This is a genomic window from Paenibacillus sp. MAH-35, from assembly GCF_058135425.1.
Map to the genome: position 1 here is coordinate 53,692 of NZ_JBYUPU010000011.1, position 14,538 is coordinate 68,229.

The window sequence follows — 14,538 nt, forward strand, 5'->3', positions numbered from 1 at the left end:
CGCGTATTCATAGACGCGCAATTTATCTTTGTCTTGATTAGTCAATAGGTTTCACCTCCGGGTTATTTACGAGACACGGCTCGATCAGCCGGGCAAATCCTGCATCTACTACCGCTACAAGCACGCGCGCCTCTTTCCCGATCGCGGCGCCGAGCTCATACCGGTCGAAACATTCTGCCAGCGTAACGCCATAATGCTGGCATTTGTCCTGAAACTTTTTGCGGGTATTGTCCGATGCGTCTTCCGCCATCACGACCAGGCGAGCCTGTCCCGAGCGTACCGCTTTCAGGACGCCTTCTTCACCGATGGCGAGTTTCCCCGCCCGCATCGCGAGCCCCAAGTAAGATAACGCCTTATTCGGACTGTTCATCTGGTTTCCCACAACTAACCGATTTGAATTTGTCCTGCACGGAGGAGAAGTCTTGCTCGAGCCGCTCGTACTGCTCCGCTGTCAGGTTCACCTTGAGCGCCCGGTCGAAAGCCTTCGTTTTCCTCGCTTTTTTGAACGCTTCCGCATCCCCGCATATATAAGCGCCGCGTCCGTTTTTCTTGCCGGAAAGATCGAGCTCGACCTCCCCCTCCGGCGTGCGGACGATCCGCAGCATTTCCCGTTTGGATAACGTTTTTTGGCAGACGATACATTTACGCTGCGGTACTTTTCTTGCTTTCACGGCCATCCCCACCTTTATCCCGTTAAAAACCGTTCGACATCCGCTATCGGGACCGCGAACCGCTTCCTAACCGGTTAGTCGATGCTGACCGAGTCTTGAGGCATTTCCACACCCGACGAACGCGGGCGTCCCAGCTCCTGCTCGGCCTGCGATTCGCTTTTGATATCGATCTTCCAGCCCGTAAGTTTGGCGGCCAGACGAGCGTTTTGCCCTTTGATGCCGATCGCAAGCGACAGCTGGTAGTCCGGCACGATAACCCGCGCCATTTTCTCCGCTTCGAATACGTTCACTTCGAGCACCTTGGAAGGACTGAGCGCGTTGGCGACGTACTCCTCAACATTTTCCGACCAACGGACGATGTCGATTTTCTCGCCGCGGAGCTCATTTACGATCGTTTGCACGCGCGTACCTTTCGGACCTACGCAGGAACCGACCGGATCGACCTCGTCGTTGCGGGAATGGACCGCAATCTTGGAACGAAAGCCCGCTTCTCTGGCGACGGAACGGATCTCCACGACACCTTCGTAAATTTCCGGAACCTCGAGCTCGAACAGCCGCTTCAGCAGACCGGGGTGTGTGCGGGACAGCATAATTTGCGGTCCTTTTGTCGTGTTCTCCACCTTCGTTATAAACGCTTTGATCCGGTCCTGGTGCTTGAACTTCTCGCCCTGCATCAACTCGCTGAGCGGCAGCACGGCTTCCACCTTGCCGAGGTCCAAATAAATGTTCCGCAAATCTTGACGCTGTACCGTGCCGGTTACAATATCTTCCTCCCGATCGATAAACGCGTCGTAAATAAGTCCCCGCTCCGCTTCGCGGATACGCTGGGTCACTACCTGCTTCGCCGTCTGGGCGGCAATCCGTCCGAAATCGCGCGGAGTGACTTCAATCTCCACGATATCGCCCAGTTGGAAGTTCGGATTAATCTCTCTAGCCGCAGACTGCGATATTTCAAGCCGGAGGTCGAGCACTTCCTCAACGACGGTTTTACGGGCATACACTTTAATTAGTCCAGTATGACGGTTGATGTCAACCCTCACGTTTTGTGCTGTATTGAAGTTGCGTTTATAGCTGGAAATGAGAGCCGCTTCGATCGCATCGATCAAAACGTCCTTCGAAATCCCTTTCTCCCGCTCAATATCCGACAACGCTTCGATAAATTCCATGTTCATGTTTGGTGGATTCCTCCTTTCAAGGGTAAGCCGCTAGAACAAAATCGCAAGACGGGCGCTTGCGACTTTGCCGACCGGAATTTCCGTTTTTTTGTTCGCCGCAAGTACGACAAGCTGGTTCTCGTCGTAGCTCAGCAGCGTCCCTTCGAATTCCTTGGCGCCGTCGACCGGCTCGTACGTCGTTATAAAGACGTGCTTGCCTACCGCCCGGACAAAATCCAGCGGTTTTTTTAGCGGTCTTTCCGCTCCGGGAGACGATACTTCGAGAAAATAGGCGGTTGGAATCGGATCTTTCTCATCCAGCCGCTCACTTAAAAACTCGCTGATGCGGCCGCAATCGTCAATGTCGATGCCGCCCTCTTTATCTACAAATACGCGAAGGAACCAGTTGCTTCCCTCCTTCACATACTCGATATCCACCAACTCGAACCCTTCACGCTCCAAAAAGGGCGCCAGCATTTGCTCCACGGCCGTTTTGATGTGCTGCGCCATGGTCGACCTCCTTCGCTACTTTCGCCGGATAGCTCCGATATGTGCGATAAAACGTAAAGAGTGGGTTTCCCCACTCTCCAGTCGCGTCAATCTATCCGTACTCATTATTGCCAAAAATGATTATACCATAACAGTTGTTTCCTTTCAACCTGAAAACAAGCGGTTTCCTAGCTTAAACACGGCCGTTCCAGCGGAAAAAATCAATATAAGAGGTTGTTCAAAAAGCCCACTTTTGATCTCGAAGCCGATCAGGAAGCCTGCTCGTCATCGAATATGGAATTCAGCCGGAACTTCCGGTGATCACGAAAGCTGCCACTACGCTCCGCCCCTCATTTCCTAGCTTCATCCCATCTTCTCGGTGCTGAAAACCGGACTTTTTGAACTCGCACTATAAGGAAGGTTCCGAGCCGTTAAAACAAGGACAGCTGGTTGGACTCCGGCAAGCCGCGGAAGCAGCCCATTCCGCCTAGTATTTCGATGATCGTTTTGGTCGCTTTGGACTTCGTCTGGAAGTCTTCGATCGACAGGAACGGCCCGTCTTCCCGGGAAGCCGCAATATTGCGGGCCGCGTTTTCCCCTACTCCCTGAATGGAAGAGAAGGGAGGGATGAGAGCTTTATCGTCGATTATAAACCGCGTCGCGTCGGACCGGTACAGATCGATGCTTTTGAACGAAAATCCGCGGGCCGTCATTTCCAGCGCCATCTCCAGCACCGAGATCATCGCTTTCTCTTTGGGCAGCGCCTGGAACCCTTTCTCCTCAATCTCGATCAGCTTAGCTTTGATCGCGTCGTAGCCTTGACAGCACAGCTCGATGTCAAAATCTTCGGAAGCGCGCACCGAAAAATACGTGGCGTAATATGCGATCGGGTGATACAGCTTGAAATAGGCGGTACGTACGGCCGATATAACGTAAGCGGCGGCATGCGCCTTCGGAAACATGTATTCGATCTTCAGACACGAATCGATATACCATTTCGGCACGTTATGTTTTTTCATTTCATCGATCCACTCGTCCGTCAGCCCCCGGCCCTTACGCACGCTTTCCGTAATCTTAAACGCCAGACCCGCATCCAGTCCCGCTTTATAGATCAGATACAGCATGATATCGTCCCGGCACCCGATAACGGTTTTAATGTTGCACGTATTGTTCCGGATCAGCTCCTGGGCGTTGCCGAGCCACACTCCCGTACCGTGAGACAATCCGGAAATTTGCAGCAGGTCGGCAAACGTGGAAGGCTGCGTTTCCTGAAGCATCTGACGGACGAACTTCGTCCCCATCTCCGGCACCCCGTAAGTGGCGACAGACGAACGGATTTGTTCGGGCGTTACGCCCAGCGCCTCAGTAGAGTTAAACAAGCTCATTACTTTCGGATCGTTCATCGGAATCGTCGTCGGGTCTACACCGGTCAAATCCTGCAGCATCCGCATCATCGTCGGATCGTCGTGTCCGAGTATATCGAGCTTGAGCAAGTTTTCCTCAAACGCGTGATAGTCGAAATGGGTCGTTTTCCAATCGGCCTTCGTGTCGTCGGCCGGGTATTGAACCGGCGTAACGTCCTCGACTTCGATGTAATCGGGCACGACGACGATTCCGCCCGGATGCTGTCCCGTACTGCGCTTTACGCCGGTGCAGCCTTGAGCCAGACGCAGCACCTCGGCCGTCCGCCATTGCTTGCCCTGGTCTTCCTCGTATTTCTTGACATAACCGAATGCGGTCTTCTCCGCAACCGTACCGATCGTTCCTGCACGAAACACACTTTTTTCGCCGAACATCACCTTCGTGAAATTATGCGCCTCAGGCTGGTATTCCCCGGAGAAGTTCAGATCGATATCGGGAACCTTATCGCCCTTAAAGCCCAGGAACGTTTCGAACGGAATATCTTGGCCTTCGCCCTTCAGCTTCGCTCCGCACTCCGGACAATCTTTGTCCGGCAGATCGAAACCGCTCGGTATACTGCCATCGAGAATCCATTCGCTGTGCTTGCAGGAAGGACACATATAGTGCGGCGGCAGCGGATTAACCTCCGAGATCCCGAGAAACGTGGCGACTACCGACGAGCCTACGGAACCCCGGGAACCGACCAGGTATCCGTCGGCGTTCGACTTTTTGACGAGGCGGGCGGAGATCAGATAGTTGGCGGAGAAGCCGTAATTGATAATCGGCACGAGCTCTTTCTCCAGACGCTTGACGACTACTTCGGGAACGGGATCTCCGTACAGATCTTTGGCTGTATTGTAACATGTTGTGCGGATTACGTCCTCCGCTCCTTCAATAATCGGCGTAAACAGCTTTTTCGGGAACAGATCGTACTCCTCGATCAGATCCGCGAATAAGTTCGTATTCGTGACCACGGCTTCGTACGCTTTCTCTTGGCCCAAATGAGCGAATTCGTCGAGCATTTCCTTTGTCGTGCGGAAATGAACGTCCGGCTTCTTCATATCCTTGAGCGGACTAAACCCGGTGATGCCATGAATCGTAATGTCCCGGTGTATTTTCTCTCTGGGGCGCAAATAGTGCACGTTGCCCGTAGCGATCAGCCACTTGCCCTGCTTCTCTGCAATTTGCGCGACGCGCCGGTTCGCCTCCTCCAGCTCCAATCTGCTGCCGACGAGCCCTTTGTCCACCAGATGCATATTCACGCCGATCGGCTGCACTTCCAGCACGTCGTAGAACTCTGCAACCTGCTCCGCTTCCTCCATCGACTTGTTAAGCACCGCTTCGAAAAACTCGCCTTTCTCGCAGCCGGATGAAATCAGAAGCCCTTCCCGGAGCTCGATCAGCTTGCTGCGGGGAATACAGGGCACCCGGTTGAAATATTCGGTGTGCGACATCGAAATCAGCTTATACAAGTTCTTTTTTCCATCCGCATTTTTGGCATAAATGCAGCAGTGGAACGGACGGGTGTTGGACAAATTTTTCCCGACCTCGTCATTCAACTGAGTGAGCTGCAGCTTGCCGCGATCGGCCGCCTCTTTCAGCATATGGAACAACACTTGCCCGAGCGCCGCGGAGTCGTCTACCGCCCTATGGTGATTGTCCAGGCTGACCTTGAACTTGTCGGACAACGTATTAAGTCTGTGGTTTTTGAGCGAAGGATACAGCAAGCGGGCCAATTCCAACGTATCCAGAACGGGGTTCGGCAAAATCGGCAGCTGCTGCCTTTTACACGATTCCTGAATAAAGCCCATATCAAATTTGGCATTATGCGCCACAAGCACCGCATCGCCGACGAACTCGATAAATTTCGGGAGCACATCCTCCAGTTCGGGCGCGCCCACAACCATTTCGTCTGTAATATGGGTCAATTGCGTGATATGATAAGGGATTTTTTCGTGCGGATTGACGAAGGTTTCGAACTTGTCGATCACTTTGCCGTCCTGCATTTTAACGCCGGCCAGTTCGATGATCTTGTTGTTGATAACCGACAGACCGGTCGTCTCGATATCGAATACGACGTAAGTCGCTTCGGCAAGCGATAGGTCCGCCGCATTCATGACAACCGGCACCGCATCGTTAACGACGTTCGCTTCGAGTCCGTAAATCATTTTGATTCCGTGCTTTTTCGCGGCTTTGTTCGCTTCCGGATACGCCTGCACGTTGCCGTGGTCGGTTAGCGCGATCGCTTTGTGCCCCCACTTTGCGGCGGTTTTGATATATTCGTCGATCGGGGTTACGGCATCCATCGTACTGAGCGTCGAATGCAGATGCAGCTCCACCCGTTTCTCGGGCGCGTCGTCCTTTCGCTCCGGGGGCGCCACGACTTCGGTCAGATCGCTTGGAATCATAACCAGCTCCGGAGTCATCATGAACCGGTCGTACTCCACTTTGCCGCGCACACGAATCCATTTGCCGTTTTGAAGCAGGTTTAATATTTTCAAATCTTCCTTGTTGCGGGCAAACGCCTTCAGCATGAGAGAATCGGAAAAGTCGGTCAGCTTGAACTCGAACAGCGTGTTGCCGTTTCTCAGTTCCTTTTTGTCCAGGCCGAAAATGAGCCCCTGCACCGTTACTTTTTTCTCTTCCTCCAGCACGTCCTTCAGAGGCACCGGCGGATCTTTGATCTCATAACCGATCATCAGCTTCAGATCGCCTTCCGGAACTTCCGGCAGCTCCGGCTCCGTGTCCACGGACGTCATAATTTCCTGAATAACCGTCCGCTCTTCCTCGACGACCCGCTGCGCAAACTTTTCAAACACTTCGTTGCTGGTCTCGCTTAGCGCCAGTCTGACGTTATAGCGGCGGCCGAAATTTTCCTCGAAAAACCGCTGCACCCAGCCGTCGACGCTTCTTTTGCGGGCCATCTCGAGTCCGATCGGGTCAAGCATCCGCAGCGTAATGACGCCTCCGTTCACCTCATAAGACGCTTTGCTCATCCAGCCGTTGACCGAGGTCGCTTCCCGCTGCACCCAATCGATGAACAGCCCCCAATAATGCTCGAGCAGCTGCTCGTCGGCCACCTCGGCGGAATAGTGGAAGATCATGCGGATTTTGGCGATATGCACATATTTGTCCCGCACCATTTTATAAAATGAACGGTAAATATCTACCGGAACAACTTTGTTCTTGGCGATGATAAACGTCCATTCCCGGTTGCTCCGGCTGCATTCCACCCTCTCGATATGACCGTCCGTAAAATACGCTTCGACGACGTTGGCCGGCACGGCCGACTGCTCCAGCAGCAGCTCAAACCGCTTCCTTTTGTCCGCCGCGTTGCTCATCCGGTTCCCTCCCAAACTAGCTAGTGATGTCGCATTGGCAGATTGATAGATTCTTAGGCAGGGGGATTCCTTCCTGCCGGTTCATGGGCACTCGTCGTCCCTCATGCCGGGACATAAAATGACCCCAAAAAGCGGATGTAAGCCGGAAGCTCATCCATGTCCCTTCTTGGGGTCATCGCCGAACCGATCAATACGATTTGCCGTAAACGACCGTATGTTCCGCTTTGGAGCCGCACACGATACAGGCGGACTTGTGTTCCTTCGGTTCAAACGGCATATTGCGGCTCGTCGCCCCGGTTTCTTCCTTGACTTGACGTTCGCATACGTCCGAACCGCACCAGCCGGCGAGAACGAACCCGCGCTGCGCCTCCAGGAAGCTTTTCATCTCATCCAGCGTGTCGAGCGATTTGAAGTTGCTTTCCATTAACGCCTTGGCGTTGTCATACATCGCCTGATGAACTTCTTCCAGCAGCTTCTGCACTTCGTCTACGATCGCATCGAGCTTCACCGGACGTTTCTCCCCGGTTACGCGGGAGACGAGAACCGCTTGTCCGTTCTCCATATCTCTCGGTCCGAATTCGATGCGGATCGGTACTCCGCGCATTTCGTATTCGTTGAATTTCCAGCCCGGGCTTTGATCCGGGTTATCGTCCAGCTTCACGCGGATACCGGCCCGTTTAAGCTCGTAAAACATCTCTTCGGCGCGCGGCACGACCTGATCGCGCGTCTTCGGAGGGCCGATCGGGATGACGACAGCTTGCGTAGGAGCGACCTTGGGCGGAAGCACCAGTCCGCGGTCGTCCCCGTGCACCATAATCAGCGCGCCGATCAGACGTGTACTGACGCCCCAGGACGTCGTATGTACATATTGCTGCTCGTTGCTCCGGTCCAAATATTTGATATCGAACGCCTGTGCGAAGTTGGTTCCCAAGTAGTGCGAAGTTCCTGCCTGAACCGCTTTGCCGTCCTTCATCATCGCTTCGATCGAATACGTGTCGACAGCGCCGGCGAACTTCTCCGAAGGCGTCTTCTGTCCGACGATGACCGGAATCGCCAGGAAGTTTTCCGCGAATTCACGGTATACTTCCAGCATCCGCATCGTTTCTTCGCGGGCGTCCTTCTCGTCCTCATGGGCCGTGTGGCCTTCCTGCCACAAAAATTCCGTCGTCCGCAAAAACGGCAGCGTCCGCTTTTCCCAGCGCACTACATTGGCCCACTGGTTGATCAGTACCGGCAGGTCGCGATACGAGTTGATCCAGTTCGAGTACATATGGCCGATCATCGTCTCCGAGGTCGGACGGATGGCAAGCCGCTCTTCAAGCTTCTCTCCCCCCGCTTCCGTCACCCAGGGCAGTTCGGGATTGAAGCCTTCCACGTGTTCTTTCTCTTTCTGGAAGAAGCTCTCCGGAATGAACAGCGGGAAGTAAGCGTTGCGGTGGCCGGTTTCTTTGAACTTGCGGTCCAGCTCGCGCTGTATATGTTCCCAAATCTCGTAACCGTCGGGACGAAGAACGACGCAACCGCGAACCGGCGAATAACTCATCAGTTCCGCCTTGCTGATCGTGTCGAGATACCAGCGGGAGAAATCTTCGGCTTGAGGCGTAATTTCTTTAACAAATTGTTTTTCTTTGGACATGAGCGACTGGGCCTCCTGAGGGCTTTTTGTAAAAAAAGCCTGCGTCGTAAGGATAAACTGAGCTTTTCGTAGAAAAGCTTGCGTCGTAAGGATAAACTTGGGCTTTTTTGTAAAAAAAGCCTGCGTCGTGAAGACGATGGAAAGTGACTCTATTACGCCATTTTAGCATATCTCGGCTAGATCGTCATAAAAAGCTTCGTAAGACCGAAGATAGCAATTAAATGGTCTTCCTATTTGCCGCTAAGCGTAAGCGTAGTGCCTGCATCGCCGTAAACCGGCAACAGGACACAATCGCTTGTGTCCTGCCGGATGGCCTCAGCCTTTGATCAAGCGCAAAATGTCGTTGTACGTAACGGCAATCATAAGCAGCATCATCATCGCAAAGCCAACGAAATGGACCATGCTTTCCCGATTCGGATCGACCGGCTTTCCCCGGACTGCTTCGAGACCGAGAAAAACTAGTCGGCTGCCGTCCAACGCAGGGAATGGCAATAAATTGAATATCCCCAAATATAAGCTAAAGACGGCACACCAGAACGTGTACTGCGGAAGGCCTGCGCTTGCGTGCTCCCCGGTCACTTCCACAATCCGGACCGGACCGCCGAGATCGTCCAGCTTAAACTGTCCCGTCACCAGCGTCTTGAAGCCGATCATAATTTGTTTCGTAGCCTCGACCATATTGTTCCAACCGCCGGATAACGCCTCGCCGATTGTCGTTGTCCGCGTATCGGCGGTCAGCCGAACACCGACCAATACGGTGTTCTCTTTTAATTCTGGAGTTACTTGCAGAAGCTGTACCTGCCCGCCACGCAAAATGGTCCAGTCCATCTTCTTGTTCTCCGAGCCGCGAATAAGGCCCGTTAATTCGCTCGGTGCGGAACCGATCTGCTGTCCGTTCACTTGGGTGATAATATCCCCGGCGAGCAGCCCCGCCTTCTGGGCGGGAGAGTCGGGCTCTACCCGGTCGATCTTCACATTGGTCGGCATTCCCGCCAAAAACATGACGGTCACGAACAAAACGAATGCCAGGATAAAGTTCATGAGGGGCCCGGCGAATATCGACAACGCCCGCTGTCCGACCGTCTTGCTTCCGAACTGCCGGTCCCAAGGCGCGATTTGCGCTTCTTTGCCTTTTGTAATCATAAACGCGGCAGGATGTACGGCATAGGTCAGCTTCTCCCCGTCCACATCCAGCTTCACGCTGAGCTGATGCTCCAGGTCGATCTGCTCTACCGTTCCTTGCACCACACCTGTTCTCTGATCCAGCTGATCGAGGTAAATCCGGCTTACGCGTCCTTGCTCGAGACCGACGGCGATCGTCTGGCCCGGCTGAATCTGGACGATCTCCGGATCTTCGCCCGCCATCCGTACGAAACCGCCGATCGGAAGCAAACGAAGCGTGTAGCGAGTCTCCCCGCGCGTGAACGAAAACAGCTTAGGACCGAAACCGATAGCGAATTCGCGCACGAGAATACCGGCCCGTTTCGCGAAATAATAATGTCCCCATTCATGGATCGTCACAAGTACGAAAAACATAAGCACAATCTGAAATATGACCTGAGGTGACAACAGCATCTTCCTCCCGCGGCGCTTATCCCGTAAAGCTCGGGCTGCGATCGTATCGCAGTTTCTTGTTTCAGCCTGTACTAAGATTAACATTATTCTTTACTATAATACAAGCTAGCCGCAAGGATCAGAACCTGAAGTCGGAGGTCTTTCCCTACACCCGTATTTCACCGGCAGCCAGGCGGGCCCAGCTGTCCGCTTCGTCGATTTCTTCCAGAGCCGGAAGCCGGATCGGCTGATGGCGCCCGATCACCGATTCGATCACTTCCTCAATGCCGAGGAACGTGATTTCACCGGCCAAAAACCGGGCTACGGCGACCTCGTTCGCCGCATTAAATACCGTCGTCATCGTTCCGCCCGTCTTTCCGCATTCAAAAGCCATACGCAGGCAAGGAAAACGATCGAAATCCATCGTACGGAAATGCAGCTTGCCAAGCTCCGTCAAATCCAGAGATTGAACGGGAGAGACGTACCGGTCCGGATATGTAAGCGCATACTGGATCGGAACTCGCATATCGGGCAGTCCCATCTGAGCGATGATGCTGCGGTCTTCGTATTCGACGAACGAGTGGATGATGCTTTCCGGATGGATGAGCACCTCGATCTGCTCGTACGCTAGCCCGAACAGCCAGTGTGCCTCGATGACCTCCAGCCCTTTATTGACCATTGTAGCCGAATCGATCGTCACTTTTGCTCCCATCGACCAGTTCGGATGGGCCAGCGCTTCCTGCACCGTAACGTTTGCGAGCTGCTCCCGCGTACGGTCACGGAAGGAACCGCCCGAAGCCGTCAGGACGATTTTCCGGACCGATTTTATCGATTCGCCGTTTAAACATTGAAAAATCGCGGAATGCTCGCTGTCTACCGGCAATATTTGCACGCCTTTGCGCTGCGCCGCAGCCGAGACGAGATGCCCTCCGCTTACGAGCGTTTCTTTGTTGGCGAGACCGATCTGTTTCCCGGCTTCGATTGCAGCTAGCGTCGGCTTTAATCCCTGGCTTCCGACAATCGCCGTGACGACCATATCCGCATCGTTGTTGGCCGCCGCCTCGATCAGCCCCTGCTCTCCGTACACAACAGCCGTTCCGGCCGGGAGCCGCGGGGTTACCGTATCCGCCAGTTCCTTCGAAGAGACGGATACGAGCTTGGGCCGGAACCGGTTCGCCTGCTCGACCACCAAATCTCCGTTCTGCCCCGCTGCGAGCGCTTCGACTTGAAACTGTTCGGGATAGCGGGATATCACGTCCAGCGTTTGCGTTCCGATCGATCCGGTGCTGCCCAGTAAAGAGATTCGTTTCATACTTCTATGGCACCTCCGTTAAATGGCCGGTTACTGCGGGATAAGAGACAGCAGGTGGACGAACGGGAAGACGATCAGCCAGCTGTCGCAGCGGTCCAGCACGCCCCCGTGCCCCGGCAGGATAGCGCCGGTATCTTTAATATTGCGAATTCGTTTGTAGGCGGATTGGATCAGATCGCCCATTTGACCGACGACCGCGATCGCGAGCCCGAGCCCGATGGCGCTTCCCCAAAACAACAGAGAAGGAGCATATAAAGAAAAGCAGAGTGCAGCAACAATCGAAACGGCGATTCCGCCCAAAGCTCCCTCCACTGTTTTTTTGGGGCTGATGGTAGGCCACAAAGGACGCTTCCCAAACGCGCGCCCTGTGAAATAGGCTCCCGTGTCGGACGCCACGACGCATACGAACAGAAGCAAGGTCCAGTAAAGGCCGTTCGTGCCCAGAAGCGTCGCTATCATGTAATGAAAGCCTGTACCGATATACAAAGCGCCAAGAAGCACAAGCGCGATCTGGTCGATCGTCACTTTGTTTTTGGATATAACCGTCACCGCGAACATGAGAAATAGAGCCAGCCACGCCGTCGATTCGTAGGAAAGCGCCTTCCACTCGGGATATTTCTCCCAAGGAAACGCGATGTACAGCGTAGATAGGTATCCGAGCAACGTAATTAAGCGTATTTGCGGCTGACCGTTCATACGCGTATATTCGAAATAAGCGACAGCTGCGAGCAGCAAAATCAAGGCGGTATAATAAAAACCGCCTAGAACGAGAAATAGTAAAAACCCGGCACCTGCGACGACGCCGGTAATAATTCGTTGTTTCAACCGATTTCCTCCGTCCGAAAAACGTGCTACAGGCCTCCGTATCGTCTAGCCCGGCGCTGGTATTCGCCGATCGCCTGCATCAGATGCCGCTCGGTGAACTCCGGCCAATAAATGTCGGTAAACCAAAGCTCGGAATAGGCCATCTGCCATAACATGAAGTTGCTGATCCGAATTTCTCCGCTCGTCCGGATGATCAGGTCGGGATCGGGCAAATTGCCTGTAAGCAGCTTGCTGGAGAGAATCGATTCGGATATGTCCTCTTCGTTCAGCTCTCCCCGCTTCACTTGCTCGGCGATTTCACGGACGGCATTTACGATTTCGTGGCGGCTTCCATAATTGAGCGCAAAATTAAGGATAAGACCGTTGTTGCTTTGCGTTCGTTCGATCGCCGTTTCCACCGCTTCCAGCGTGTGGCCGGGAAGCCCTTCCTTCCATCCGGTCAGTCGGACCTGAACGTTTTTCTCGACCAGTTCATCGAGTTCAAGCGCCAAAAATTCCTGAGGCAGCTTCATCAAAAAGTCGACTTCTTCGCGGGGACGTTTCCAGTTTTCCGTGGAAAAGGCGTACAGTGTCAACACTTTAACTCCCAGTTCGTCCGCCGCGATCGTAGTCCGTTTTACGGCTTTCATGCCCGCATGATGCCCGGCGATGCGGGGCAAGCCCCGTTTTTTGGCCCATCTGCCGTTTCCGTCCATAATAATCGCGATATGACCCGGAATATTGTCCGGCTGCAATTGCCCGATATTGTTTACGCTCCGGTCGGATTGCGCCTTTTTGAAAAGATGGAACATAGTACCCACACACCCCTGTTCGAAGCGAACACAAAAATCCCCCTTCGATACCGGGGGGCCTTGATCCCTGCTGTTACACTTCCATAATCTCTTTCTCTTTGGCCGCCAGCACTTTATCCGTTTCAGCAATGAACTTGTCTGTGGATTTTTGAATATCGTCCTGATGACGGCGGGATTCGTCCTCGGAAATCGTCGTTTTCTCGAGTTTTTTAATCTCATCGTTAGCATCGCGACGAATATTGCGGATCGCCACTTTCGCTTCTTCGCCATATTTCTTCGTCATTTTGACGAGTTCCCCGCGGCGTTCTTCCGTAAGCGGCGGAATGCTGAGACGAATCGCACTGCCGTCGTTGGAAGGAGTAAGACCCAGCTCCGACTTTAAGATCGCCTTCTCGATCGCGCCCATGGAAGACTTGTCCCACGGCTGAATCATAAGCGTGCGGGAATCGGGCGTATTAATATTCGCCAGCTGATTGACCGGCGTCATCGACCCGTAATATTCGACTTGGATGCGATCCAGCAGAGCCGGGGTGGCGCGTCCTGCGCGCAAAGCAGCTAGTTCTCTTTTGAGCGCTCCAATCGCTTTCTCCATACGTTCTTCCGCATTTTTCTTAATGGACTGCGGCATCAATGTGCACTCCCTTTCACAATCGTTCCGATTTTCTCGCCCAATACGGCCCGTTTAATATTTCCGCGTTCGGTGATGGAAAATACGAGCAAAGGAATATTATTATCCATACAGAGCGACGATGCTGTTGAATCCATTACGCCCAAGTTTTTGTTGAGCATCTCCATATAGGTGAGGGTTTCGAATTTCTCGGCATTCGAATCTTTGAACGGATCTGCGCTGTAGACACCATCCACTTTATTTTTGGCCATAAGGATAACTTCCGCTTCGATCTCAGCCGCACGGAGTGCTGCAGTCGTATCCGTCGAGAAATAAGGATTGCCGGTTCCGGCTGCAAAAATAACGACGCGGCCTTTCTCGAGATGGCGAATCGCTCTGCGGCGAATGTATGGCTCCGCTACTTGCTGCATCGTGATCGACGTTTGAACACGGGTCGGAACTTCGATTTGCTCCAGGGCGTCTTGCAGCGCCAGCGAGTTCATCACCGTTGCCAGCATCCCCATGTAGTCCGCAGTAGCCCGGTCGATTCCTTTGGCACTGCCGGCGATGCCTCGCCAGATATTGCCCCCACCGACGACGATAGCCACTTCCACGTTCAATTCGTGTATATCTTTCACCTGAGCGGCGATTTCTGAAATCATGGCGGAGTCGATTCCGTATCCTTGTTGACCAGCGAGCGCTTCCCCGCTAAGCTTCAACACCACTCGTTTGTATTTCGGTCGTTCCAATATGGTCT

General features: G+C 53.6%; 12 protein-coding genes. All 12 read right to left on the reverse strand.

Going from position 1 to position 14,538, the window contains the following annotated elements:
- Positions 1-37: 37 nt before the first annotated feature.
- A complete protein-coding gene (locus tag AC3Y2E_RS14180) occupies positions 38-370 on the reverse strand; it encodes a YlxQ family RNA-binding protein (RefSeq protein ID WP_190927994.1) in 333 nt (110 codons plus the stop codon).
- Positions 354-671 (reverse strand): RNase P modulator RnpM, encoded by a 318-nt coding sequence (gene rnpM, locus AC3Y2E_RS14185; protein ID WP_379211291.1) that lies wholly within the window; start codon positions 669-671, stop codon positions 354-356. The genes AC3Y2E_RS14180 and rnpM overlap by 17 nt, the downstream gene beginning before the upstream one ends.
- 74 nt (positions 672-745) lie before the next feature.
- A complete protein-coding gene (nusA, locus tag AC3Y2E_RS14190) occupies positions 746-1,843 on the reverse strand; it encodes a transcription termination factor NusA (protein ID WP_190927990.1) in 1,098 nt (365 codons plus the stop codon).
- 33 nt (positions 1,844-1,876) lie between these two features.
- Positions 1,877-2,335, reverse strand: coding sequence for a ribosome maturation factor RimP (rimP, locus tag AC3Y2E_RS14195; protein ID WP_379211294.1), 459 nt, complete (start codon positions 2,333-2,335; stop codon positions 1,877-1,879).
- 410 nt (positions 2,336-2,745) lie between these two features.
- The gene (locus AC3Y2E_RS14200; RefSeq protein WP_379211296.1) at positions 2,746-7,056 is read right to left on the reverse strand and encodes a PolC-type DNA polymerase III; all 4,311 of its coding nucleotides are present in this window, start codon (positions 7,054-7,056) and stop codon (positions 2,746-2,748) included.
- A gap of 187 nt (positions 7,057-7,243) precedes the next feature.
- Positions 7,244-8,692 (reverse strand): proline--tRNA ligase, encoded by a 1,449-nt coding sequence (proS, locus tag AC3Y2E_RS14205; protein ID WP_379211298.1) that lies wholly within the window; start codon positions 8,690-8,692, stop codon positions 7,244-7,246.
- Positions 8,693-9,007: 315 nt separating this feature from the next.
- Positions 9,008-10,264, reverse strand: a complete 1,257-nt coding sequence (gene rseP, locus AC3Y2E_RS14210) for an RIP metalloprotease RseP (RefSeq protein WP_483875101.1) — start codon at positions 10,262-10,264, stop codon at positions 9,008-9,010.
- 148 nt (positions 10,265-10,412) lie between these two features.
- Positions 10,413-11,558, reverse strand: coding sequence for a 1-deoxy-D-xylulose-5-phosphate reductoisomerase (locus tag AC3Y2E_RS14215; RefSeq protein ID WP_379211302.1), 1,146 nt, complete (start codon positions 11,556-11,558; stop codon positions 10,413-10,415).
- A gap of 30 nt (positions 11,559-11,588) precedes the next feature.
- Positions 11,589-12,383 carry a phosphatidate cytidylyltransferase gene (locus tag AC3Y2E_RS14220; protein ID WP_379211304.1) on the reverse strand — a complete coding sequence of 265 codons (795 nt, stop codon included), beginning with the start codon at positions 12,381-12,383 and terminating at the stop codon, positions 11,589-11,591.
- A gap of 26 nt (positions 12,384-12,409) precedes the next feature.
- Positions 12,410-13,174, reverse strand: coding sequence for an undecaprenyl pyrophosphate synthase (gene uppS, locus AC3Y2E_RS14225; protein ID WP_379211306.1), 765 nt, complete (start codon positions 13,172-13,174; stop codon positions 12,410-12,412).
- A 73-nt stretch (positions 13,175-13,247) separates the two neighbouring features.
- Positions 13,248-13,802 (reverse strand): ribosome recycling factor, encoded by a 555-nt coding sequence (gene frr, locus AC3Y2E_RS14230; protein WP_190927976.1) that lies wholly within the window; start codon positions 13,800-13,802, stop codon positions 13,248-13,250.
- The gene (gene pyrH / locus AC3Y2E_RS14235) at positions 13,802-14,530 is read right to left on the reverse strand and encodes a UMP kinase (protein WP_190927974.1); all 729 of its coding nucleotides are present in this window, start codon (positions 14,528-14,530) and stop codon (positions 13,802-13,804) included. The genes frr and pyrH overlap by 1 nt, the downstream gene beginning before the upstream one ends.
- Positions 14,531-14,538 lie beyond the last annotated feature (8 nt).

Excerpts from the sequence above, each read along its gene's own strand:
- AC3Y2E_RS14180 (WP_190927994.1), bottom strand. The coding sequence starts at position 370 with ATGAACAGTCCGAATAAGGCGTTATCTTACTTGGGGCTCGCGATGCGG.
- nusA (WP_190927990.1), bottom strand. The coding sequence starts at position 1,843 with ATGAACATGGAATTTATCGAAGCGTTGTCGGATATTGAGCGGGAGAAA.
- rimP (WP_379211294.1), bottom strand. The coding sequence starts at position 2,335 with ATGGCGCAGCACATCAAAACGGCCGTGGAGCAAATGCTGGCGCCCTTT.
- AC3Y2E_RS14200 (WP_379211296.1), bottom strand. The coding sequence starts at position 7,056 with ATGAGCAACGCGGCGGACAAAAGGAAGCGGTTTGAGCTGCTGCTGGAG.
- proS (WP_379211298.1), bottom strand. The coding sequence starts at position 8,692 with ATGTCCAAAGAAAAACAATTTGTTAAAGAAATTACGCCTCAAGCCGAA.
- AC3Y2E_RS14215 (WP_379211302.1), bottom strand. The coding sequence starts at position 11,558 with ATGAAACGAATCTCTTTACTGGGCAGCACCGGATCGATCGGAACGCAA.
- uppS (WP_379211306.1), bottom strand. The coding sequence starts at position 13,174 with ATGTTCCATCTTTTCAAAAAGGCGCAATCCGACCGGAGCGTAAACAAT.
- frr (WP_190927976.1), bottom strand. The coding sequence starts at position 13,802 with ATGCCGCAGTCCATTAAGAAAAATGCGGAAGAACGTATGGAGAAAGCG.